Raw genomic sequence first — 20229 nt, 5'->3', positions numbered from 1 at the left:
GGAGCGAGGTTCCCGGGCGAAATCCGGGTGCCCTTCTTTGGGTCCTTTCTTGGGCAAGCAAGAAAGGACCTCGGGGCGCGCTGGCGAGTCAGCGCCGGGCAGGCGGTGGACCGAAGGCACCGTAAACACCGGAGGACGAACCAGGCCTAGCCACACAGGGCAGGCGGCCGGACGAAGCCATATCAATCACCGGGGCTCGAAGCGCCAGCGCCCAGCCTCGGGGCGCGGGATGATGGCCCAGAGGCTGGGAACGGCAGGGCGGGTCAGGCGGTTTCGAGGCCCTGGGCCTGGAGGTCGGCGTGGTAGGACGAGCGGACCATCGGCCCGCTGGCCACTTGCTTGAAGCCCATCTCGCGGGCGCGCTCGCCGAGCTCGTCGAACTCCTCCGGCGACAGGAAGCGAGTTACCGGCAGGTGATGGCGCGACGGCTGCAGGTACTGACCCAGGGTCAGCATGTCGCAGCCGTGCTCGCGCAGGTCCGCCAGGACCTCCAGCAGTTCTTCGCGCGTCTCGCCCAGACCCAGCATCAGGCCGGACTTGGTCGGTACCCCGGGGTGCTGTTCACGAAAGCGTTTCAGCAGCTCCAGCGACCACTGGTAGTCGGCCCCGGGGCGGGCCTCGCGGTACAGACGCGGGACCGTTTCCAGGTTGTGATTGAACACGTCCGGCGGGGCCTGATGCATGATCTCCAGCGCCCGGTCCATGCGGCCGCGGAAGTCGGGTACCAGGATCTCGATCTTCGTGTGCGGATTCAGGGTACGCACCTCGCGGATGCAGTCCACGAAGTGGCCGGCCCCGCCATCGCGCAGGTCATCCCGATCCACCGAGGTGATGACCACGTACTTGAGGCTCAGCGCCTGGATGGTCTCGGCGAGGTGGCGCGGTTCGTCGGGGTCCAGCGCGTCCGGGCGGCCGTGGGCGACATCGCAGAACGGGCAGCGGCGCGTGCAGATGTCGCCCATGATCATGAAGGTGGCGGTGCCGTGGGCGAAGCATTCGCCCAGGTTCGGGCAGCTCGCCTCTTCGCAGACGGTGTGCAGCTTCTGTTCGCGCAGGATGCCCTTGATCCGCTGCACCTCCGGGCGCGCCTGGCTCTGGGCGCGAATCCACTTCGGCTTGCGCTGCGGGCGTTCGGTCGGACGGATCTTGACGGGGATGCGCGCGACCTTGTCGGCGGCGCGCTGTTTTTCGCCGGGCTGCGGACGAGTTCGGGTATCCATGGGCCTTCCCTGAATCTGGTGGCCGCCGGGGTGGTCTCCCGGCGGGCGTGGGGCGATCGGGTGGCGCGGTCTCAGACCACTTCGCGGATCAGCGCCTCGACTTCCTGCCGTGCGGTTTCGATGGCGGGCAGGCTGCCGTCGTCGTCGAGCACGAAACCCAGGCGCTCCACCGCTCGCAGGTTGGCCAGCGGTATGCGATCCGCGAGGGGGTCATCCTCGGCGTCTCGCGGGCACGCGGCGCGGGCGATCCGCACGATGTCGGTGAGTACGTGGGCCTCGGGGTTTTCCGGGCCACCGGAATCGCGAATCGATTCTATGATATCGGATGCCAGTTCCCATTGCCGGGCAACCAGTTCGCCGATCAGGCCTTCCAGGCGAAACAGGATGCGCTCGACCTCTTCCGGCGTGCGCTCCGGGTGGCCGCGCGCGACCTCGGCGATCACCGGCAGGGCGCCGACGCGGTGCAGAAGCCCGGCGAGCAGGGCAGTCTGCGGGTCGACGGCCTCGCACTGGTCGGCCAGTACGCAGCTGATGGCGGCGATACGCGCGGACCGGCGCCACAACCGCTCGAGCAGATCGTGGAAGGGACTGTCACGGTGGATGAATACCTGGTGCATCGCCAGTGCCATGACCAGCTGGCGGGTGCGCTCCAGGCCGAGGCGGGCGACCGCGTCCTGCAGGCGAGAGACGACGCGATGGCTGCCCATGGCCGGGCTGTTGGCCACGCTCAGCAGGCGACCGGCGACGCTCGGATCTTCCTCGATAATGCGGGTGGCGGTGGCGATGGAGATGTCCGGGTCCTTCAGGGCCTGCTGCAGATGCAAGGCCACCTCGGGCAGCTGCGGGAGGGCGAGGTCGCCGGAGTAGGCGTGGGTGTAGATGCTGCGGAACAGCTCGCCCTCAAGGTCGGACAGCTCGATCTCGCTGACTTCCACGCTGTCCTGACCGCCGCCGTCCACCAGAGTCTCGAACACCTTGCGGTCGAGGATCGCCAGGGTGGACCGTGAGGCCGCAATGGCGTGGCTGTGGTAGTCGTGGGCATCGAATAGCGGGCTGAGTGCCTCGTCGGCATCGCCACGCAGCATCACCGAGTTGCGCCCGCTGGCCAGGATCATGCGGCCCTCCAGCAGGAAGATCATGCTACGGAATTCGTCGCGCGCGTGCAGCTTGAAGCCCGGGTCCACCGTCATGGTGCGGGCGTGCTGCAACAGTTTTTCCCGCGCGCGCTCGCTGAGATCGGCGAACGGGCGCAGGTGTGGAAGGCGTTCTCTGATCACCGTCCGTCAGACGTTGAACATGGCGCGGAGTTCCGCGAGGTCTTCGGTGCGTTCTTCGAGGAAGGCGATCGGCTCGCCCGCGCTCGGCTGGGTGATCCCGAGAACCTCGAAGGCGGCGACCTCCGACGCCTCCGGAACGCTCTCGCCCTCGGCGCGCCGGGCGGCCCATTCCGCGACCAGGGCCATGCTGGCGTAGTCCGGCGCATTGGCGCGATAGCCCCAGTCCCCGGCGTGTTCGGCCACGGTCACGAGGTCGCTGCCCAGATCCCAGTAGTTGATCACCAGCACCCCGGCGAGATTGCTCAGGCGGCGTACCAGAGACTGGACGCGCTCGGTGTCGGGCTGGGCCTCGCGCAGCTCGACGAACTGGATGATGGGTACGGCCCCGATCCCGGCGACCAGGCCGGCCAGCAGGGCGCGCTCGCGGTCCAGCTGCTTCAGCGAGTCGGCGATCAGGTAGCTGTAGGCGGACTGCAGCGCCCCGTGCTTCCAGCTCTGTTCCATGGCCTCGCGGGTCGAGGCATGGCGCGCCTTGAATGCCTGGCGCAGGGCCATGTTCATCGCCAGCATGCGGGTGTTGCGGAAGCCGAGCCGGTTGACCGCGTCGCGTACGGACTGGATCTGCTTCGAGGCGCGAAAAAGCGGGCTGTTGGTGGCGTGCAGCAGGGCCCCGGCGATGGTGCCGTCGCGCTGGATCACCTCGGTCAGCTTGTCGAGGTCGGCGTCCGGGTCGTTGGTCAGTTCCTGAATGCGCAGCGCGATCTCCGGCATCGTCGGCAGTTCCAGCCGGTTGCTGGTAATCAGGTCGTAGAGCTCGCCGAAGAAGGCCCCTTCGGTGTCGTCCAGGTCGGTGTCGTGCACCACCAGCGAGGCGCTGTGGGCGCGTTCCAGTGCGGCGGTCGGGACCTCCAGTATCTGGCAGGGCTTTTCCGTGATGATGAAGTCCTGCTGACCGCTGTTATTGTCGAACATCTGCATCGGGCTTTCGGGGTCGGCCGCGTCCACGCTGATGCGGGCCGGGCTCCCGCCACTGACGCGCACAAGCTGGCCCTGCACCAGGAACAGGTAGCGATCGTCCACATCCTGTGGCCGCATGCGCCGTCCCGCCTCAAGCTCGCGTGCCGTGCAGGCCGAGGCCAGTTCGCTGCGGGCCTGATCCGACAGGCTCGAGGTCAGGTCCATATCCTTCAACAGGGCGTCAATGCGGGTGCTGTCCATGGGGTGGTTCCCGGTCCGTGCTGTGCAGTCCATATCCCCGCGGCGGCGGGGCCCACGCGCGCGCAGGTTCAGTCGATTGCCGGCAGTGTAGCATCCGATTCCGCGCCGGGCGCGGGTGCCGTGGCACCACGGCATACAAAGCTTGGCCGGTCGTGGGCATCAATCAGGCCGTGCGCGCGCAGGAAGGTCCGGGCATCGGCCGCGTCCTCGCGGAACCAGGCGGCGGTGTGGCCCAGGCGGAAGCTGTAGCCCCAGGTATCCATGTCCTGCATCAGCCGTGTGCGGCCCACGCCGGGGAGTGCGTCCGCGAGCAGGATCTGCAGGTAGCAGACGCCACACTCCTCGAGATCGTCGCCACCCGCATTGGTATGCAGGCGGGCGCGCCGGGCCGGGTCCATGCAGACCACATGGCCGGCCTCGTGCAGGGCCGAGTGCAGGGGGGTGTCCGGGCGCACATGCACCACCCGACCGATGATCCCGGCCTCGGGCTCGCCCCACCAGGTGCCGGGCAGGGCGGTCCCGGCCGGGTGCATCACCAGTTTCAGGTCATAGCGTCCGAGCAGCTCGCGCAGAGCGGCTTCGATGGAGGGGCTGCCACACTGCAGGACGGGCACGGTCATGGGCTGTCCTCGCCGGGCAGGGCCTGGGGCCGGCCGCGGCCCTGGGCGCGGCGCGGACACTGTTCGGGGTGTTCGCGACACCACGCGTCCACTCGTTCGGCAAGGTCATCCTGAAAGCAGAGAAGGTAGAAGCGGGCCTGTTCGCGGTTGGCGATGGCCGGTCGTCCGAGCGTGTCGACCACGCCAGTGCGCAATGCGGCGATGATCGCGTTGGCCGCCTTCTTCTGCGGCCAGGCGGTGATCTGTTCCCAGGCCGTCGGCGTGAAGTACAGGCGCAGCAGGTCCGGGCGTGTCGTGAGCAGCATGCGGGTGACGTTGCGCAGGGTGGTCTCGGCCTCACCCCAGTCCTGCACCAGCCCGCCTTCCAGCAGGCGCTCGATCTCCTCGCGGCCCTTGGGCGAGAGCATCGCCGAGGGCCTCAGGCGCCCGGTGCGTCCTCCGGCGTGAAGGCGCGGATCGACAGTGCATGGACCTCGCCGGAGTCGATCTGGTCACGCACGGTGGCGTAGACCGTCTGGTGCTTCTTCACGGCGTTCATGCCGGCGAACTGCGGGCTGACGACCAGGGCCTCGAATTTGCCCTCGCCCCCGGTGACCTCGACCTTCTGGGCCTCCGGCAGGCCGGCGCGGATGAGTTCGGCCACTTGGCTGGCTTCCATGATGAGTCCCCCGATTGCGTTCGAATGATGGGTGCGGATGGTCAGCCGCGGATGATAGCCGCGTGCCGTCCCCGACAGAAGTGCCCCTATCCGGGGAACTTGCTCCGCAGCCATGTGTTCGCAGGGAAACACCAGCATGGATTGTCCGGGAGGTTTGGGTCGCCCCGGCGTATCTGCGCTAGCATCTGGATTATACGATTTTCGCCTGTCGGCCAAGGAGGCAAGCACCATGATCTTCAAGCAACTGTTCGAGGACGAGTCGTCCACCTATACCTACCTGCTGAGCTGCCCGGATACCGGGAAGACGGCCTTGATCGACCCGGTCATCGAGACCGTCGACCGCGACCTGCGCGTGCTGCAGGAGATGGGCCTGAGTCTCGACTACGTGATCGAGACCCATATCCATGCCGACCACATCACCGGTGCGCGGATGCTGCGCGAGAAGACCGGCTGCAAGCTGGGCGGTCCGGCGATGGACGAACTGCCCTGCCGCGATTTCGGCCTGCGCGAGGGTGAGCCCTTCCAGGTGGGTAACCTGGTAATCAACCCGCTGTACACCCCGGGGCACACGGATGCGCACCACGCCTATCTGATGGATCACGTCGGCCTGAAGATGCTGTTCTCGGGCGATGCCCTGCTGATCGAGGCCTGCGGCCGCACGGACTTCCAGTCGGGGGATGCCAAGACGCTGTACCACTCGATCCAGGACAAGTTCTTCACCCTGCCGGACGAGACCCTGGTGTATCCCGCGCATGACTACGAGGAGCGCCAGATCACCACCATTGGCCAGGAGAAGATGCGTAACCCGCGCCTGGGCAAGGGCAAGCCGGAGGCCGAGTTCGTGAAGATCATGGACGAGATGGACCTGCCGTATCCGAAGAAGATCGACTGGGCGCTGCCCGGTAACGAGGGCTGCGGCATCTGTCCGGACAACCTGCCGGACGAGAAGAAGCGCCTCTGCGAGACCGATCAGCAGGGTTAGTCCGATCCCTTCCGGTGGCCCCGCCAGGAGCCACCGGTTCTGAATGTTCATCCGGTGGGCGGTTTTTCCCGCTCACCGGACCCCGTACACTCCCGCGATGACCGACCACACTCCCGCTGACGCGCCGGGCTCGCTTGCGTCGCCGAACCCGCTGGAACGTTTGCGCGCGATCATGGCGCGGTTGCGCGACCCCGAGGCAGGTTGTGCCTGGGACCGGGCGCAGACCGCGGGCAGTATCGTCCCGTTCACCCTGGAAGAGGCCTATGAGCTGGCCGACGTGATCGCCTGTGACCAGGGCGCGGATGCGGACTCCAGGGAGCTGCGTGACGAGCTGGGGGATCTGCTGTTCCAGGTGGTCTTCCAGGCGCGTATCGCCGAGGAGGCGGGGCGCTTCGATCTGGATGATGTCGCCCGCGCGATTGGCGACAAGCTGGTGCGCCGGCATCCGCACGTGTTCGCCGATGTCGAGCACGGCTCGGATGCCGAGCGCGAGGCCGCCTGGGAGGCGGACAAGGCGCGCGAGCGCGCGGCGCGCGCCCAGTCCAGCGCGATGGACGATATCCCGCTGGCGTTGCCGGCCCTGTCGCGCGCGGTAAAAAGCCAGCGCCGCGCCGCGCGCCTGGGCTTTGACTGGGACGACCCGGTCCCGGTGGTCGCCAAGATTCACGAGGAGCTGGCCGAGGTGCAGGCGGCGGTGGACCAGGGTGAGCCGCCGGCGCGCATCGCCGAGGAGGTCGGCGACGTGCTGTTCGCGGTCAGCAACTGGGCGCGGCATCTGGGGGTGGACCCGGAGGGCGCGCTGCGCGGCAGCACGCGCAAGTTCGAGGCCCGTTTCCGCCAGATGGAGGCGCTGGCCTCGGCCAGCGGCGAGAGCCTGGCCGGGCTCGACTTCGACCGCCAGGAGACCCTTTACCAGGAGGCGCGGCGTCTTGAACGCGCGACCCGGGACACATTCGATACCAAGGACCCGACATGAGCGAAGCTGTTGAGCTGCCCGACCACTTTCTGCCCGCCCGGATCGAGGCCATCGAGCAGGTCACCCCGCTGATCAAGGTCTTCACCCTGGCGGCGGACCCGCAGCGGTTTTCCAGCAAGGCCGGCCAGTGGCTGGATCTGGTGATCCCGCAGGCGGAGGGCAAGCCCTTCGTCGGGGGGTACTCGGTGGTCTCCGCGCCGCGCGCCGACGGGCGGCTGCAGCTGGCCATCAAGTACGCGGACCATCATGCGGCCACCCATTACCTGCACACGGAGGCCGGCGAGGGCGATACGGTGTACGTCACGCCGGGACAGGGCAGCTTCTTCTTCGAGCCCGGCATGGCGAAGAACGTGGTGCTGCTGGGGGCGGGCATCGGGGTCACGCCGCTGTTCGGCATCCTGCGTGCGATCCATGCCGGCATGCCGGACGTCTACGCCCACCTGGTCTACAGCGTGGCCCACCAGGATGAGGTGCTGTTCCCTCAGGAGCTTGAGGCGATGGCCGCGGCGCCGAATATCGACGTCAGCCTGACGGTCACGCGCGAGGCAGAGGACTGGCTGGGGCATACCGGCCGCATCAGTCATGCGCTGCTGGAGTCGCTGGACCTGCCGCGCGACGCCCTGTTCTATTTCTGCGGCTCGCGCGAGTTCATCGAGGACATGGCCGCCCTGCTGGCGGACTGGGGCATCCCCGAGGCCCAGCTGAAATACGAGAAGTGGTGGTAGTGCGGTAGCGGGCTGGCTCCGAGCCACCCATCACGGCAAGGCCTGCCGCGGCGAGGCAGTCTCGGACGACCGCTTACGGGCGGCGGTGGTCGCCGGGGCGCAGGGCGTTGTCCGGTGCCAGGATGGTCGGCTGACCGTCCAGAGCCGGGTGGGTATCGGGGTAGTCGCGGATATAGTGCAGCCCGCGGCTCTCCTGCCGCGACAGCGCGCTCTTCACGATGATCTCGGCCACCATGGCCAGGTTGCGCAGCTCCAGCAGGTCCGGCGAGATGCGGAAATGGCTATAGTACTCGTGGATCTCCTCCTGCAGGATGCGGATGCGGCGCTCGGCCCGATGCAGGCGCTCGCGCGTGCGCACGATGCCAACGTAGTCCCACATCAGGCGGCGCAGTTCGTCCCAGTCGTGGGCCACCACGACCTCTTCCTGTGACTCGGTGACGCGGGACTCGTCCCAGGCCGGCGGTACCGGCAGCCGTTCCGGCTGCGGCAGGTCGGTCTGCGAGAGGATGTGCTCGGCGGCCGCGCGGGCGTAGACCAGACACTCCAGCAGCGAGTTGCTGGCCATGCGGTTGGCCCCGTGCAGGCCGGTATAGGAGACCTCGCCGGCCGCGTACAGGCCGGGCAGATCGGTCTGGCCGAAGTGGTTCACCATCACTCCGCCGCAGGTGTAGTGCGCCGCCGGCACGACCGGCAGCGGTTCGCGGGTCATGTCGAAGCCGAACTCCAGGCAGCGCTCGTGGATCGTCGGGAAGTGCTCGCGGATGAACTCCGCCGGCTTGTGGCTGATGTCCAGGTTCACGTGATCCAGGCCGAGGCGCTTCATCTCGTGGTCGACCGCACGGGCGACGATATCGCGCGGGGCCAGTTCCGCGCGCTCGTCGAAGCGCGGCATGAAGCGTTCACCGTCGGGGAGCAGCAGCAGGCCACCCTCGCCGCGTACCGCCTCGGAGATCAGGAACGACTTGGCGCGCGGGTGGAACAGACAGGTCGGGTGGAACTGCATGAACTCCATGTTCGCGATGCGGCAGCCGGCCCGCCAGGCCATTGCGATACCGTCGCCGGTGGCGCCGTCGGGGTTGGAGCTGTACAGGTACACCTTGCTGGCCCCGCCGGTGGCCAGGATCACGGTGGGGGCGAGCAGGGTCTCCACCTCGCGGGTCTTCGCGTCCTGCACGTAGGCGCCGACCACGCGGCGGCTGCCCTCCACCGGCTGGGTAATCAGGTCCACCGCCACATGGCGCTCGTAGACCTCGATGCTGGCCTGACCGGAGGCGCTCTTTACCAGTGCATCCTCGATCGCACGACCGGTGGCGTCCGCGGCATGGGCCACGCGGCGGGCGCTGTGCCCGCCCTCGCGGGTCAGGTGCAGGCGGCTGCGACCCTCCATGGGCTCGCGGGTGAACGGAACGCCGAGGTTCAGCAGCCAGTGGATCGCCTCGGGTCCGGCGGCGACGGTGCGGCGTACCGCGTCCGGGTCGCACAGACCGGCGCCGGCGTCCAGGGTGTCGCGGATGTGGGCATCAAAGGAGTCGGTGCGGTCCAGCACCGCGGAGATCCCGCCCTGGGCGTAGCGGGTGGAGCCCTCGTCTACCGGACCCTTGCTGATAACGGTGACCCGCCGATGCGGGGCCAGGTGCAGCGCCGCGGAAAGCCCCGCCGCGCCGCTCCCGATCACCAGCACGTCCGTAAGTCGGGGCTGTTGTGCTGACCCCATGGCTCAGGTAACGTGCTGCGCTTGTTGCCAGAGCAAAATGTGGCCCTTGCGCAACAGTGTTGTGCGCAATGCGAACTTAATGCGAGTCAGGCGGTCCATGCACCATAGATTACCGGAGACTGGTGTGCTGGCGGGAGTCCCCGCATGAGCGAGAAGGCTTCCGACGAGGCCCTGGTCAAGCGAGTTCAGAACGGCGACAAGGCGGCTTTCGATGTCCTCGTGCTGAAGTACCAGCACAAGATCATCAACCTGGTCGGGCGCTACGTGCATGATCATGCAGCGGCCCTGGACGTCGCCCAGGAGGCCTTTATCAAGGCCTACAAGGGGCTGGCGAACTTTCGCGGGGAGAGCGCGTTCTATACGTGGCTTTACCGCATCGCCATCAATACGGCCAAGAATTACCTGGTGTCCCAGGGACGACGCCGGCCCGAGGCCGAAGTCGATGCGCAGGACGCGGAACAGATGGGCGGTGACTCCGCCCTGAAGGACAGTGCAACCCCGGAAGGGGAACTGTTGTCCGAAGAGATTGAGGGGGCGGTGCGTCGCACCATCGAGGAACTGCCCGACGACCTTCGGATGGCCATCACGCTGCGCGAGATCGAAGGACTGAGTTACGAAGAGATCGCGCAGACGATGGGATGTCCGATCGGCACGGTCCGGTCGCGCATCTTCCGGGCCCGCGAGGCCATCGATCGGACCTTGCGTCCGCTGTTAGACGACAACTGAACGAGTAGCGCCATGAAAGAACAAGTCTCCAAGAACGAACGTCTGTCGGCCCTGGTGGACGGAGAAACGGATGACTTCGAGACGCGTCGCCTGATGGATGAGCTGGTGAAGTCCGATGAGGACCGCGCCCGCTGGGAACGCTATCACCTGATCGGCGACAGTCTGCGTGGCGGTATGCGGCGCACCGCGCCCGCCGGTTTCATGGACGGGATCCACAAGGCGCTGGCCGACGAGCCTCCGCTGGCAGTGACATCGCGCCCGGCGCAGCCGCGCTGGCTGAAGCCGGTCGCCGGTACCGGTGTGGCCGCGGCCGTGGCCATGGTGACGCTGGTGGGTATGCAGATGATGGGCCCGGAATCCGGGACCCCGGACGCCGCACCGGTCGTCAGCGAACGCCCGGCCCCGGCGCAGATCGCCGACGGGGTACAGCGCGTCAGCACCGGCGAGGGGCCGGGTGCCGAGCGCGAGACCCTGGATCCGCGCTTTGCCCGGTATCTCGAAAACCACGCGGAACTGACCGGTCCGGGCTCCACCGCCCTCGGTCGCGTTCGCTATTCGGTGAGCGACGAGTAACGCGATAATGCGCTGCGGCCTGCCGTTCGCCCTGGTTGCCGTCACCGCGCTTTGCTGCCTTCCGCTTCCGCTGCTGGCCGGGGCCGCGTCCCCGGCCGACTGGCTGCAGCGGATGACGGCCAGTCTGCATGCCGAGAGCTACCAGGGAACCTTCGTACTGCAGCGCGACGACCGCCTGGATACCATCCGTGTCGTGCATGCCGCCGACAATGGTGGCTACCGCGAGCGGCTGGAGACCCTGACCGGCAGCCCGCGCGAAATCCTGCGCTCGGTCGACCGCCTGAGTGCCCTCAAGGGTGCCCGGGCCGACTCCGGCGAGGGCACGGGTGCCCCCCACTGGCCAGCGGCGGCGCCGGTGTTCCTGCTCGAGGGACATGACCGCTATGTGCTGGAGGACATGGGTGCGGACCGTGTGGCCGGGCTCGACTGTCGCATGATTCTGGCGCGGGCCCGCGACACCCTGCGCTACAGCCATCGCTACTGCCTGCATGCCGCCACCGCGCTGCCGTTGCTGAGCGAGCTCTACGACGGCCACGGCAACCTGCTGGAGCGGCTCGCGTTTACCGAGCTGGAACGCCTGGACGAGGTACCCGATGCCGCCCTGGAGCCCCGCCGTGCGGATGTCGAGCGGATCGAGGTGCGGGCCGACCGTGGCCACGAAAAGCTGGAATGGGACGACCAAACCGGCATGGGAGGCTGGGGCTTCAGCGACCTGCCGGACGGGTTCACGGCGATTGCGGCCACCGAGCGCCGCGTCGGTGACGAGGGCGCGCGTCAGCGCCACTTCGTGCTCAGTGACGGGCTGGCCTCGGTGTCGGTCTACGTCGAATCGGCCAGTGGCGAACAGATGTTCGAGGGCACGACCCGTGCTGGTGCCACCCACGGTGCCGCGCGCTCGGTGGACGGGCATCAGGTGACTGCGGTGGGGGATGTCCCGCGGCGGACGGTGCAGGCCGTGCTGGATGCGGTGGTCTACCACCGCGGCGAGTCCGACGATTAACGCGACTACCCGTGCTGTCTTCCGAACATGAGTGCCGGCCATGAGTGAGTGGATCCGCGAACAGGGTACGGTGCTGGCGGTGGCCGGCCACGAGGCCCGTGTGCGCATCGAGCGGCAGTCCACCTGCGGCAGCTGTTCGGCCCGCACTGGCTGTGGCAGCGGCGTGCTGTCCGAGGTGCTGGGGCGCAAGGCGGTCGAGGTGACGATCGGCCACCCCGGTAACCTGCAGCCGGGGGACACCGTCACACTGGGGGTTCGTGACCAGGCCCTGGTTTCCGGGGCCCTGGCGATGTATCTCCTGCCGCTGGCGGGGCTGGTGGTGGCACCCGCTTTGCTGATGTGGGCCGCGCCCGGCCTGGGCGAGGGCTATCACCTGCTGGCCGGCGCCCTGGGTTTTGCGGCCGGTCTGCTGGGCGTGCGGGGCTGGCTGCGCCGCCGGGCCCCGGATCTGGCCCCGGTCCTGCTGGAGCGTCACCCGGCTTCTGGCCGCCATCGCGCCGTTGCCTCCGGGGCCGTATCACGAAACTGATCCGGGCGGGAACTTGTTGCCCGGGCGAGTTTCTAGACCGATGAATCCACGTTTTCCCAATACGGGTTGGATGATGATGAAACCGATGCAATGGGCACTGGTGGCCCTGACCTTTCTCGTCCTGTCGCTCCCGGCCTCGGCGCGCATGTTGCCGGACTTCGTACCGCTGGCGGAGCAGCACAGCCCGGCGGTCGTGAATATCGCGACCACCCGCGAGAGCGAACGCCCGCATCGTGGTCAGATGCCGGACTTCGAGGGTACGCCGTTCGAGGACCTGTTCGAACGCTTCTTCGGCGGCCCCGGCGGGGAAGGACGGCAGGCGCCGGAGAGCTTCCAGCGTAACTCGTTGGGTTCCGGCTTCATCTACAGCGAAGACGGCTACATCATCACCGCGAATCACGTGGTCGAGGGGGCGTCGGAGGTGGTGGTGCATCTGTCCGACCGCCGCGTGTACGACGCCGAGATCGTCGGCAAGGACCCGCAGAGTGACGTGGCCCTGCTCAAGATCGACGCGGACAACCTGCCGACGCTGAAGCTGGGTTCCTCGGCCGATCTGCGCGTGGGCGAGTGGGTGCTGGCGATTGGTTCCCCGTTCGGGTTCGACCACTCGGTGACGGCGGGCATCGTCAGTGCCAAGGGCCGCAACCTGCCGACCGAGAACTACGTGCCCTTCATCCAGACCGATGTGGCCATCAACCCGGGTAACTCCGGCGGCCCGCTGCTGAACATGGATGGCGAGGTGATCGGCGTGAACGCGCAGATCTACAGCCGTACCGGCGGCTTCATGGGGTTGTCGTTCGCGGTCCCCATCGAGATGGTCGAGGACGTGGTGCGCCAGTTGCGCGAGCATGGCGAGGTCACCCGGGGCTGGCTGGGTGTGCTGATCCAGGAGGTCACGCGCGAGCTCGCCGATTCCTTTGGCATGGACAAGCCCACCGGGGCCCTGGTCGCCCGCGTGCAGTCCGACAGCCCGGCGCAGAAGGCGGGCTTCGAGACCGGGGATGTGATCCTCTCGTTCAATGGCATCGAGGTGCCCAACTCCTCGGCGCTGCCGCCGATCGTCGGGCGTACGCCCGTGGGTACCGAGGCCGAGGTCGAGGTGCGCCGCGGTGGCGAGACCCTGATCCTCGAGGTCGAGATCGAACGCCTGCCGGAGGATGTCTCCGCCCAGCGCGGCGGGCCGCGTCCGGGTCAGCCCGATCCGGCCCAGCCGCAGAGCTTGCTGGGCATGGTTCTCGAGCCGCTGGATCGCTCCGCGGCCGAGGACCTGGATGTCGACAGCGGCCTGGTGGTGCGCGAGGTGGTCGACAACCCGGCCCGCGCGGCCGGGGTGCGCTCCGGCGACGTGATCGTGCAGTTCGGGGGCGCCGCAGTGGACTCGCTGGAGACCCTGGATCGTCTGATCAGCGAGGTCGGGGACCGGCGTACGGTGCCAGTGCTGGTGTACCGCGGCGGCAATCCTACCTATATCGCCCTGCGCGTCCCGCAGGACTGATGCGTCCGACACACCGCCCCGGGCCGGGTCGCTGCGCCCCGGTCGCGGGGTTTTTCGTGTGCGGTGAGCGGGGCCGGGCCCGATGGGCGGCGGCCATGCCGGGGCGTGCATGATCGAACTGACGCTTTATCACCGCGAGAGCTGCGGTCTCTGCCACGACATGCTGGCCGAGATTATGGCGCTCAAAAGCCGTTATACTTTCGCGCTTACGGTTGTCGACATTGACGAGGACCCGGAGCTGCAGGCGCGTTTCAACGTCAAGGTCCCGGTGCTCGCGGTCGACGGCGACATTCTTTGCTGCCATTTCCTCGACCGAAAGGCACTGCTGGACCAACTGGCCCCTGCATGACCGAAACTCGCCTGACCCGCAATTTCTCCATCATCGCCCACATCGACCACGGCAAGTCCACGCTGGCCGACCGCCTGATCCAGGGCTGTCATGGCCTGAGCGACCGCGAGATGTCCGAGCAGGTGCTGGACTCGATGGACCTGGAGCGCGAGCGCGGGATCACCATCAAGGCGCAGAGCGTCTCGCTGTTCTATGAGGCCGAGGACGGCCAGCGCTACCAGCTGAACTTCATCGATACCCCGGGGCACGTGGACTTCTCCTACGAGGTCTCGCGTTCGCTGTATGCCTGCGAGGGGGCGCTGCTGGTGGTCGACGCCTCGCAGGGGGTGGAGGCGCAGAGTGTGGCCAACTGCTACACCGCGATCGACCAGGGCCTCGAGGTCGTGCCGGTGCTGAACAAGATTGACCTGCCGGCGGCCGAGCCGGATCGGGTGGCAGCCGAGATCGAGGATGTGATCGGCATCGAGGCCGCCGGTGCGCTGCGCGTCTCCGCCAAGACCGGCGAGGGCATCGCCGAGCTGCTGGAGGAGATCGTGCGCCGCATCCCGCCACCGGAGGGGGATGCCGACGCGCCGCCCAAGGCGCTGGTGATCGATTCCTGGTACGACAACTATCTGGGTGTGGTGGCGCTGGTGCGGGTAAAGGCTGGCCGTTTCTACGCGGGCCAGAAGATCAAGGCGATGTCGGTGGGGCGTGCCCACGAGGTCAGCCGGGTCGGCGTCTTCACGCCGAAGCCGGTGGACCGCGAGACCCTGGAGGTGGGCGAGGTCGGCTATCTGATCGCGACCATCAAGGACATCTCCGGGGCCAAGGTGGGCGATACCTTCACCGACTTCAACAACCCGGCCTCCGAACCGGTGCCGGGCTTCCAGGAGGTTCAGCCGCGGGTGTTCGCCGGCCTGTTCCCGGTCAGCTCGGACGACTTCAACGACCTGCGCGATGCGCTGGACAAGCTGCGCCTGAACGATGCCGCGCTGTCCTTCGAGCCGGAGACCTCGCAGGCGCTGGGCTTCGGCTTTCGCTGTGGCTTTCTCGGCATGCTGCACATGGAGATCGTGCAGGAACGCCTGGAGCGCGAGTACGACCTCGACCTGATTACCACCGCGCCCACGGTGGTCTACGAGGTGGAAAGAAGCGACGGCGAGGTGGTGATGGTGCACAACCCCTCCGAACTGCCGCCGAACAACGAGGTCGCGGAGATCCGCGAGCCCATCATCGAGGCGAACATCCTTGTCCCGCAGGAATACGTCGGCGCAGTGATCACGCTGTGCGTGGAGAAGCGCGGCGTCCAGACCAAGATGCAGTACCTCGGGCGCCAGGTGCAGCTGTCCTACGAGCTGCCGATGGCCGAGGTCATGCTCGACTTCTTCGACCGACTGAAGTCCGCAACCCGCGGCTATGCCTCCTTCGACTATCAGCCGCTGCGCTTTCAGATGGCCCCGCTGGTGCGGGTGGATATCCTGATCAACGGCGATCGCGTGGACGCCCTGTCGGCCATCGTGCACCGAGACCACGCCGAGTCGCGCGGGCGCGAGATCATCGAGCGCATGGCCAAGATCATCCCGCGCCAGATGTATGAAGTGGCGATCCAGGCGGCGATCGGCTCGAAGATCATCGCGCGTTCCACGGTCAAGGCCATGCGCAAGAACGTGCTGGCCAAGTGCTACGGTGGTGACGTCTCGCGCAAGCGCAAGCTGCTGGAGAAGCAGAAGGCCGGCAAGAAACGCATGAAGTCGATCGGCAAGGTGGACGTGCCGCAGGAGGCCTTCCTTGCGGTGCTGTCGGTGGACGACAAGAAATGACAATCCGTTTGCGGCCCGCGTCGGCTGCGCGCTGAGGCCCGGCGGGCCGGGAACTGAGGACACGGCATGGCAAATCTCGAACTGATCCTGGTGCTGGCAACCGCCGTGACCGGCCTGATCTGGCTGGGCTGGGTGATCCGGCGCCGGCGCCGCAGCCCCGAGCGCCAGCGCGAGATGCCCTGGTTCGTGGACTACTCGCGTTCGTTCTTCCCGGTGCTGCTGATCGTGCTGATCCTGCGCTCGTTCGTGGCCGAGCCCTTCCGCATCCCGTCCGGGTCGATGATGCCGACCCTGCTGGTGGGCGACTTCATCATGGTCAGCAAGTTTTCCTATGGTGTGCGCCTGCCGGTCACGCGGACCAAGATCTTCGACGTCGGCGAGCCCGAGCGTGGCGAGGTGGTGGTCTTCAAGTATCCGCGTAACCCGCAGGAGGACTACATCAAGCGCGTGATCGGGCTGCCGGGGGATCACATCGCGTTCCGCGACCGCGTGCTGTACGTGAATGGCGAGCCGCAGCCGGCCGAGCGTGTGGGGACCTTCGAGGCCGAGGGTTCCAGCGCCGTGATGGACGGCGCCTCGGTGTTCGAGGAGACGCTGGACGGGCGCACCTACAACACCCTGATGCGCGAGCAGCAGCTCAGCGTCGACGGCTCCGTGACCGTGCCCGAGGGGCACTACTTCATGGTGGGCGACAACCGCGACAATTCCAACGACAGCCGGACCTGGGGGTTTGTCTCCGAGGAGCTCCTGGTGGGGCGCGCCCTCTTTATCTGGCTGCATTGGGATTACAATGAAAGCTATCGGGACTTTTCCCGTATTGGCCAGGCGATTCGCTAAGTGGCGGGCACATGCAACAGGGGCGGGCAATGATTCGACACTCCAGACACTCGATGCGCGGCGCGGGCGCCGTCACCATCATGGCGCTGATCTTTCTGGCGCTGCTGGTCGGCACCTTCGTGGTGAAGATGGGTACGCAATACACCCAGTACATGACGGTGCGTTCCATCATGCAGGACGTCGCGACCCAGACCGGGGCGGCGGAGAAGAGCGAGCGCGAGCTCTGGCGCGACATCAGTCGCCGGTTCCAGATCAATTCCGTGTATGAAGGGATCGACCAGGACAACTTCAGCGTGACCGAGGACGCCTCCGGTCGCCATCTGCACGTGGAGTACGAGGTGCGCCGCGAATTTCTCGGTAACGTGGACGTGGTCGCGCGGTTCTCGAATACCGAGACGCTCGCGCCATAGGCGCGCGGCGGTGTTTTTGTCCGTTCCCGGGATTGTTTCGTGAGTCGTGACTTTCGCAGCCTGCTGCCGCCGGCCGTGCGCGAAGGCGAGGGCGTGGGTCAGGCACTGACCCATCGCAGTGCCGGCGGGCGCAACAACGAACGGCTCGAATTCCTGGGTGATGCGGTGCTGGGTCTGGTCATCGCCGATGCCCTGTTTGAAAAGCTGCCGGAGGCCCCGGAGGGCGACCTGACCCGCCTGCGCGCGGCGCTGGTAAATCGTGAATCGCTGGCGGCACTGGCGCGAGAGACCGGGCTCGAGGGCACGCTGAACCTGGGTCAGGGCGAGCGCAAGAGTGGCGGGCAGCGGCGCGACTCCATCCTGGCGGACGCGGTGGAGGCCCTCATCGGGGTGACCTACCGCGAGGCCGGCATGCAGGCGGCACGCGAGTTCACCCTTGCGCTGTACGCTGAGCGCCTGGATGACCTGCCCTCGGCGGAGTCGCTCAAGGACCCGAAGACCCGGCTCCAGGAACAATTGCAGGGGCGCAATGCCGAGCTTCCGGTCTATGAGGTGCTGGAGGTGACCGGCCCCGACCACAAGCGCCAGTTCACCGTGGCCGTGCACCTGCCGAGCCAGGGCTGGGCGCAGCGGGGCCAGGGGTCCAGCCGTCGGCGTGCCGAACAGGCCGCGGCCGAGGCCGCCCTGAAACGCCTGCAACAGGTACAGGAACAATGACCGAATCCGAAGCCCCCGAATCCGCCGCCACGCGTTGCGGTCTGATCGCACTGATCGGCCGGCCCAATGTCGGCAAGACCACCTTGCTGAATCGCCTGGTGGGCGAAAAGCTGGCGGCCACCACGCGACGCCCGCACACGACCCGCAACCGCATCCTCGGCATCGTGACCGAGGGGGCGGACCAGATCGTGCTGATGGACACCCCGGGCATCGATACCGAACGCACGCAGCTGGTGAATCGCGTCCTGAATCGTACGGCCAGCCATGCCCTGGCGGATGCCGACCTGGTCTGCTTCCTGGTCGAGGCCGGCCAGTTTGGCCCCGGCGACGAGCGCATCGAGGCGATCATCCGCGACTCCGGCCGTCCGGCGCTTCTGGTGATCAACAAGGTCGATCAGTTTCGTGCCAAGGAAGAGCTGCTGCCCTTCATCGAGGCGCGCATGGCGGCGTTCGACTATGTCGGGGTGGTGCCGCTTTCGGCCCGCACCGGTTCCAACCTCGAGGGCCTGATCGCCGAGATCCGGCAGCGTCTGCCCCAGGGCCCCTTCCTGTACGACCCGGAGCAGCTGTCCGATCGCCCGGAACGCTTTCGCGCCGAGGAGATGATCCGCGAATCGATGCTGGAGCATCTCGGGCAGGAGGTGCCCTATTCGGTCGCGGTGCGCGTGGAGGACTGGTCCGACGAGCCCCGCACCACACATATCGACGCGGTGATCCTGGTCGAGCGGGACAGCCAGAAAGGCATCGTGATCGGCAAGGGCGGACAGCGACTCAAGCGCATTGGCCAGGCCGCGCGCGTCCAGCTCGAGCAGCTGCTGGGGCGCAAGGTGATGCTGCGCCTGACCGTGCGGGTGGAGCCGGACTGGACCCGCAGTCCCCGTGCCCTGCGCGAGCTGGGTATCGAAGAATCCCGGTGAGGCGTCCGGCCCGCCATCAGCGATGAGCGCCGCCCCCGCCGTGACCCAGGGTGTCGTGCTGCATGCGCGTGCGCTGCGCGAAAACAGCCGGGTGCTGGATCTGATGACTGCGGAGGCTGGTCGCCTGTCCGCGGTGGTGCGGGGCAAGGCCGGATCGGTGCAGCCCTTCGTCCTGCTGGACCTGGCCTGGCGCGGCCGCGGCGAGCTGCCCACCCTCAGCGTCGCGGAGCAGCAGCGGGTGTATCCGCTGACCGGGCGCGCGCTGGTCTGTGGTCTGTACCTGAACGAACTGGTGCTGCGCCTGTATCCTCGAGAGGCCCCGATCCCCGAGGCGCTGCCTGCGCTGCTTGCCGGCTATGCCCGCCTGGCCGCTGGCGAGCGCGCCGATGCGGCGCTGCGGCGCGCCGAATGGGCCCTGCTGGCCCCGCTCGACTCCGGGCTCGAACACCTGGACCCGGCGGAACTCGATCCCGATGCCTGGTATCGCTACGACCCGTCCGCAGGGCTGGAAGGCGTGGCCGCCGGGCGCGGCGAGGCCATACCCGGGGTGGCCCTGCGGGCGCTGGCCAGCGGCCATGCAGTCCCGGATAATCTTGCCCGCATCAGCCGCGATTTCATGCGCCGGCTGATCGATACCCATCTGGCGGGCCGGCCGCTGCGGACCCGCAGTCTGCTGTAGTCCGGCAACGCACCCTACAAGGCCACTGCCTCATGTCGCATCCTGCTCCGCTCAAGCTCGGCGTCAACCTCGACCACATCGCTACGATTCGTCAGGCCCGCCACACCCCCTATCCTGACCTGATGCAGGCGGTGCGGCTGGCCGAGGCCAGCGGCGCCGACTCCATCACCCTGCATCTGCGCGAGGACCGGCGGCATATCCAGGATGATGACGTGTTCGGCATCAAGCCGCGCCTGAAGGTACCGATGAATCTGGAGATGGCGGCCACCGAAGGCATGCAGGCCATTGCCCTGAAACTGCGGCCGGAGGCCTGCTGCATCGTCCCGGAGAAGCGCGAGGAACTGACCACCGAGGGCGGTCTGGATGCCGTCGGTCAGCTTGATCGCCTGCGCGCCTTTGTGGCGCCGCTGCGCGAGGCGGGGATCGAAGTCTCGCTGTTCGTGGAGCCGGATGTGCGCCAGTTGGAGGCCGCGGTGGCGATCGGGGCCCCGGTGGTGGAGCTGCACACCGGATCCTATGCGAATGCCCGCGATGTGGCCGAGCGCGAGCGCCTGCTGGCCGGTATCAACGACGCGGCGGCCGCCGGCCGCGACCTCGGGCTGGTGATCAACGCGGGGCATGGCCTGGATTACGACAATGTCCGCCCGATCGCGGCCAACCCGGTGTTCCACGAACTGAATATCGGTCATTCGATCGTGGCGCGCGCGCTGTTTACCGGCCTGCCCGAGGCGGTCAGCCACATGCGCGGGCTGATGGATGCGGCTCGTCAGGGGCTGCCGGCCGGTCAGTATCCGGTCTGAGCTCC

23 protein-coding genes are annotated in these 20229 nt (G+C 67.5%); 16 read left to right on the top strand and 7 right to left on the bottom strand.

What is annotated here, in order from left to right; translation table 11 throughout:
- Positions 1 to 263: 263 nt before the first annotated feature.
- The 6 genes from lipA to D000_RS0112350 form a co-directional block, all read right to left on the bottom strand.
- On the bottom strand, positions 264 to 1220 hold the full coding sequence (lipA, locus tag D000_RS0112375; protein WP_018873842.1) for a lipoyl synthase: 957 nt from the start codon (positions 1218 to 1220) through the stop codon (positions 264 to 266).
- Positions 1221 to 1291: 71 nt separating this feature from the next.
- Entirely contained in the window at positions 1292 to 2497 is a 1206-nt protein-coding gene (locus D000_RS0112370) for an HDOD domain-containing protein (RefSeq protein ID WP_018873841.1), read from the bottom strand.
- A 6-nt stretch (positions 2498 to 2503) separates the two neighbouring features.
- Complete coding sequence (locus tag D000_RS0112365; protein ID WP_018873840.1) at positions 2504 to 3715, bottom strand: HDOD domain-containing protein; 1212 nt, start codon at positions 3713 to 3715, stop codon at positions 2504 to 2506.
- A gap of 68 nt (positions 3716 to 3783) precedes the next feature.
- Positions 3784 to 4335, bottom strand: a complete 552-nt coding sequence (locus D000_RS0112360; protein WP_018873839.1) for a hypothetical protein — start codon at positions 4333 to 4335, stop codon at positions 3784 to 3786.
- Positions 4332 to 4742, bottom strand: a complete 411-nt coding sequence (locus D000_RS0112355) for a hypothetical protein (protein ID WP_018873838.1) — start codon at positions 4740 to 4742, stop codon at positions 4332 to 4334. The genes D000_RS0112360 and D000_RS0112355 overlap by 4 nt, the downstream gene beginning before the upstream one ends.
- 11 nt (positions 4743 to 4753) lie before the next feature.
- On the bottom strand, positions 4754 to 4993 hold the full coding sequence (locus tag D000_RS0112350; protein ID WP_026279981.1) for a BolA family protein: 240 nt from the start codon (positions 4991 to 4993) through the stop codon (positions 4754 to 4756).
- A gap of 229 nt (positions 4994 to 5222) precedes the next feature.
- On the opposite strand from D000_RS0112350, the gene D000_RS0112345 reads away from it, so the two are divergent.
- Genes D000_RS0112345 through D000_RS0112335 form a run of 3 tightly spaced genes read left to right on the top strand, consistent with a single transcriptional unit; the run spans position 5223 to position 7676 of the window.
- Complete coding sequence (locus tag D000_RS0112345) at positions 5223 to 5975, top strand: MBL fold metallo-hydrolase (RefSeq protein WP_018867214.1); 753 nt, start codon at positions 5223 to 5225, stop codon at positions 5973 to 5975.
- A 43-nt stretch (positions 5976 to 6018) separates the two neighbouring features.
- A complete protein-coding gene (gene mazG / locus D000_RS0112340; protein WP_026279980.1) occupies positions 6019 to 6951 on the top strand; it encodes a nucleoside triphosphate pyrophosphohydrolase in 933 nt (310 codons plus the stop codon).
- A complete protein-coding gene (locus D000_RS0112335; protein WP_018873835.1) occupies positions 6948 to 7676 on the top strand; it encodes a ferredoxin--NADP reductase in 729 nt (242 codons plus the stop codon). Before mazG ends, D000_RS0112335 begins: the two co-directional genes overlap by 4 nt.
- A 73-nt stretch (positions 7677 to 7749) precedes the next feature.
- Here the strand turns inward: D000_RS0112335 and nadB are convergent, their stop codons facing one another.
- A complete protein-coding gene (gene nadB / locus D000_RS0112330) occupies positions 7750 to 9390 on the bottom strand; it encodes an L-aspartate oxidase (protein WP_026279979.1) in 1641 nt (546 codons plus the stop codon).
- 144 nt (positions 9391 to 9534) lie between these two features.
- On the opposite strand from nadB, the gene rpoE reads away from it, so the two are divergent.
- The 13 genes from rpoE to pdxJ all read left to right on the top strand — a co-directional run bounded on the left by rpoE (position 9535) and on the right by pdxJ (position 20224).
- Complete coding sequence (rpoE, locus tag D000_RS0112325) at positions 9535 to 10116, top strand: RNA polymerase sigma factor RpoE (protein WP_018873833.1); 582 nt, start codon at positions 9535 to 9537, stop codon at positions 10114 to 10116.
- A 12-nt stretch (positions 10117 to 10128) separates the two neighbouring features.
- Positions 10129 to 10689: a sigma-E factor negative regulatory protein gene (locus D000_RS0112320; protein WP_018873832.1), complete on the top strand. Its 561-nt coding sequence runs from the start codon at positions 10129 to 10131 to the stop codon at positions 10687 to 10689.
- 7 nt (positions 10690 to 10696) lie between these two features.
- On the top strand, positions 10697 to 11689 hold the full coding sequence (locus tag D000_RS0112315) for a MucB/RseB C-terminal domain-containing protein (protein WP_018873831.1): 993 nt from the start codon (positions 10697 to 10699) through the stop codon (positions 11687 to 11689).
- Between the two features lie 40 nt (positions 11690 to 11729).
- Positions 11730 to 12218, top strand: coding sequence for a SoxR reducing system RseC family protein (locus D000_RS0112310; protein ID WP_018873830.1), 489 nt, complete (start codon positions 11730 to 11732; stop codon positions 12216 to 12218).
- 70 nt (positions 12219 to 12288) lie between these two features.
- Entirely contained in the window at positions 12289 to 13713 is a 1425-nt protein-coding gene (locus D000_RS0112305) for a DegQ family serine endoprotease (RefSeq protein WP_018873829.1), read from the top strand.
- A gap of 109 nt (positions 13714 to 13822) precedes the next feature.
- Positions 13823 to 14062, top strand: a complete 240-nt coding sequence (locus D000_RS0112300) for a glutaredoxin family protein (protein ID WP_018873828.1) — start codon at positions 13823 to 13825, stop codon at positions 14060 to 14062.
- On the top strand, positions 14059 to 15864 hold the full coding sequence (gene lepA / locus D000_RS0112295; protein ID WP_018873827.1) for a translation elongation factor 4: 1806 nt from the start codon (positions 14059 to 14061) through the stop codon (positions 15862 to 15864). The genes D000_RS0112300 and lepA overlap by 4 nt, the downstream gene beginning before the upstream one ends.
- 66 nt (positions 15865 to 15930) lie before the next feature.
- Positions 15931 to 16701, top strand: a complete 771-nt coding sequence (gene lepB, locus D000_RS0112290; RefSeq protein WP_018873826.1) for a signal peptidase I — start codon at positions 15931 to 15933, stop codon at positions 16699 to 16701.
- Between the two features lie 53 nt (positions 16702 to 16754).
- Positions 16755 to 17111 carry a DUF4845 domain-containing protein gene (locus D000_RS0112285; RefSeq protein WP_018873825.1) on the top strand — a complete coding sequence of 119 codons (357 nt, stop codon included), beginning with the start codon at positions 16755 to 16757 and terminating at the stop codon, positions 17109 to 17111.
- Positions 17112 to 17150: 39 nt separating this feature from the next.
- Positions 17151 to 17828: a ribonuclease III gene (gene rnc / locus D000_RS0112280; RefSeq protein WP_018873824.1), complete on the top strand. Its 678-nt coding sequence runs from the start codon at positions 17151 to 17153 to the stop codon at positions 17826 to 17828.
- Complete coding sequence (gene era / locus D000_RS0112275; RefSeq protein ID WP_018873823.1) at positions 17825 to 18745, top strand: GTPase Era; 921 nt, start codon at positions 17825 to 17827, stop codon at positions 18743 to 18745. The genes rnc and era overlap by 4 nt, the downstream gene beginning before the upstream one ends.
- Positions 18746 to 18767: 22 nt before the next feature.
- Positions 18768 to 19424: a DNA repair protein RecO gene (locus tag D000_RS0112270; protein WP_018873822.1), complete on the top strand. Its 657-nt coding sequence runs from the start codon at positions 18768 to 18770 to the stop codon at positions 19422 to 19424.
- Positions 19425 to 19456: 32 nt separating this feature from the next.
- On the top strand, positions 19457 to 20224 hold the full coding sequence (gene pdxJ / locus D000_RS0112265) for a pyridoxine 5'-phosphate synthase (RefSeq protein ID WP_018873821.1): 768 nt from the start codon (positions 19457 to 19459) through the stop codon (positions 20222 to 20224).
- Positions 20225 to 20229: the final 5 nt, after the last annotated feature.

The sequence above is a fragment of the Thioalkalivibrio sp. ALJ16 genome (assembly GCF_000377345.1).
Classification (GTDB): Bacteria; Pseudomonadota; Gammaproteobacteria; order Ectothiorhodospirales; family Ectothiorhodospiraceae; genus Thioalkalivibrio.
The sequence above is the reverse complement of the archived record's forward strand: the minus strand, read 5'-3'. Positions and strand labels throughout refer to the sequence as shown.

What these genes read in the sequence shown, in the direction of transcription:
- D000_RS0112315 (WP_018873831.1), top strand. Translation starts at nt 10,697, where the DNA reads ATGCGCTGCGGCCTGCCGTTCGCCCTGGTTGCCGTCACCGCGCTTTGC.
- D000_RS0112310 (WP_018873830.1), top strand. Translation starts at nt 11,730, where the DNA reads ATGAGTGAGTGGATCCGCGAACAGGGTACGGTGCTGGCGGTGGCCGGC.
- D000_RS0112355 (WP_018873838.1), bottom strand. Translation starts at nt 4,742, where the DNA reads ATGCTCTCGCCCAAGGGCCGCGAGGAGATCGAGCGCCTGCTGGAAGGC.
- lipA (WP_018873842.1), bottom strand. Translation starts at nt 1,220, where the DNA reads ATGGATACCCGAACTCGTCCGCAGCCCGGCGAAAAACAGCGCGCCGCC.
- D000_RS0112365 (WP_018873840.1), bottom strand. Translation starts at nt 3,715, where the DNA reads ATGGACAGCACCCGCATTGACGCCCTGTTGAAGGATATGGACCTGACC.
- lepB (WP_018873826.1), top strand. Translation starts at nt 15,931, where the DNA reads ATGGCAAATCTCGAACTGATCCTGGTGCTGGCAACCGCCGTGACCGGC.
- lepA (WP_018873827.1), top strand. Translation starts at nt 14,059, where the DNA reads ATGACCGAAACTCGCCTGACCCGCAATTTCTCCATCATCGCCCACATC.
- D000_RS0112360 (WP_018873839.1), bottom strand. Translation starts at nt 4,335, where the DNA reads ATGACCGTGCCCGTCCTGCAGTGTGGCAGCCCCTCCATCGAAGCCGCT.
- D000_RS0112305 (WP_018873829.1), top strand. Translation starts at nt 12,289, where the DNA reads ATGATGATGAAACCGATGCAATGGGCACTGGTGGCCCTGACCTTTCTC.
- mazG (WP_026279980.1), top strand. Translation starts at nt 6,019, where the DNA reads ATGTTCATCCGGTGGGCGGTTTTTCCCGCTCACCGGACCCCGTACACT.
- pdxJ (WP_018873821.1), top strand. Translation starts at nt 19,457, where the DNA reads ATGTCGCATCCTGCTCCGCTCAAGCTCGGCGTCAACCTCGACCACATC.
- nadB (WP_026279979.1), bottom strand. Translation starts at nt 9,390, where the DNA reads ATGGGGTCAGCACAACAGCCCCGACTTACGGACGTGCTGGTGATCGGG.
- D000_RS0112270 (WP_018873822.1), top strand. Translation starts at nt 18,768, where the DNA reads ATGAGCGCCGCCCCCGCCGTGACCCAGGGTGTCGTGCTGCATGCGCGT.
- D000_RS0112350 (WP_026279981.1), bottom strand. Translation starts at nt 4,993, where the DNA reads ATGGAAGCCAGCCAAGTGGCCGAACTCATCCGCGCCGGCCTGCCGGAG.
- D000_RS0112285 (WP_018873825.1), top strand. Translation starts at nt 16,755, where the DNA reads ATGCGCGGCGCGGGCGCCGTCACCATCATGGCGCTGATCTTTCTGGCG.
- D000_RS0112320 (WP_018873832.1), top strand. Translation starts at nt 10,129, where the DNA reads ATGAAAGAACAAGTCTCCAAGAACGAACGTCTGTCGGCCCTGGTGGAC.
- era (WP_018873823.1), top strand. Translation starts at nt 17,825, where the DNA reads ATGACCGAATCCGAAGCCCCCGAATCCGCCGCCACGCGTTGCGGTCTG.
- D000_RS0112335 (WP_018873835.1), top strand. Translation starts at nt 6,948, where the DNA reads ATGAGCGAAGCTGTTGAGCTGCCCGACCACTTTCTGCCCGCCCGGATC.
- D000_RS0112300 (WP_018873828.1), top strand. Translation starts at nt 13,823, where the DNA reads ATGATCGAACTGACGCTTTATCACCGCGAGAGCTGCGGTCTCTGCCAC.
- rpoE (WP_018873833.1), top strand. Translation starts at nt 9,535, where the DNA reads ATGAGCGAGAAGGCTTCCGACGAGGCCCTGGTCAAGCGAGTTCAGAAC.
- D000_RS0112345 (WP_018867214.1), top strand. Translation starts at nt 5,223, where the DNA reads ATGATCTTCAAGCAACTGTTCGAGGACGAGTCGTCCACCTATACCTAC.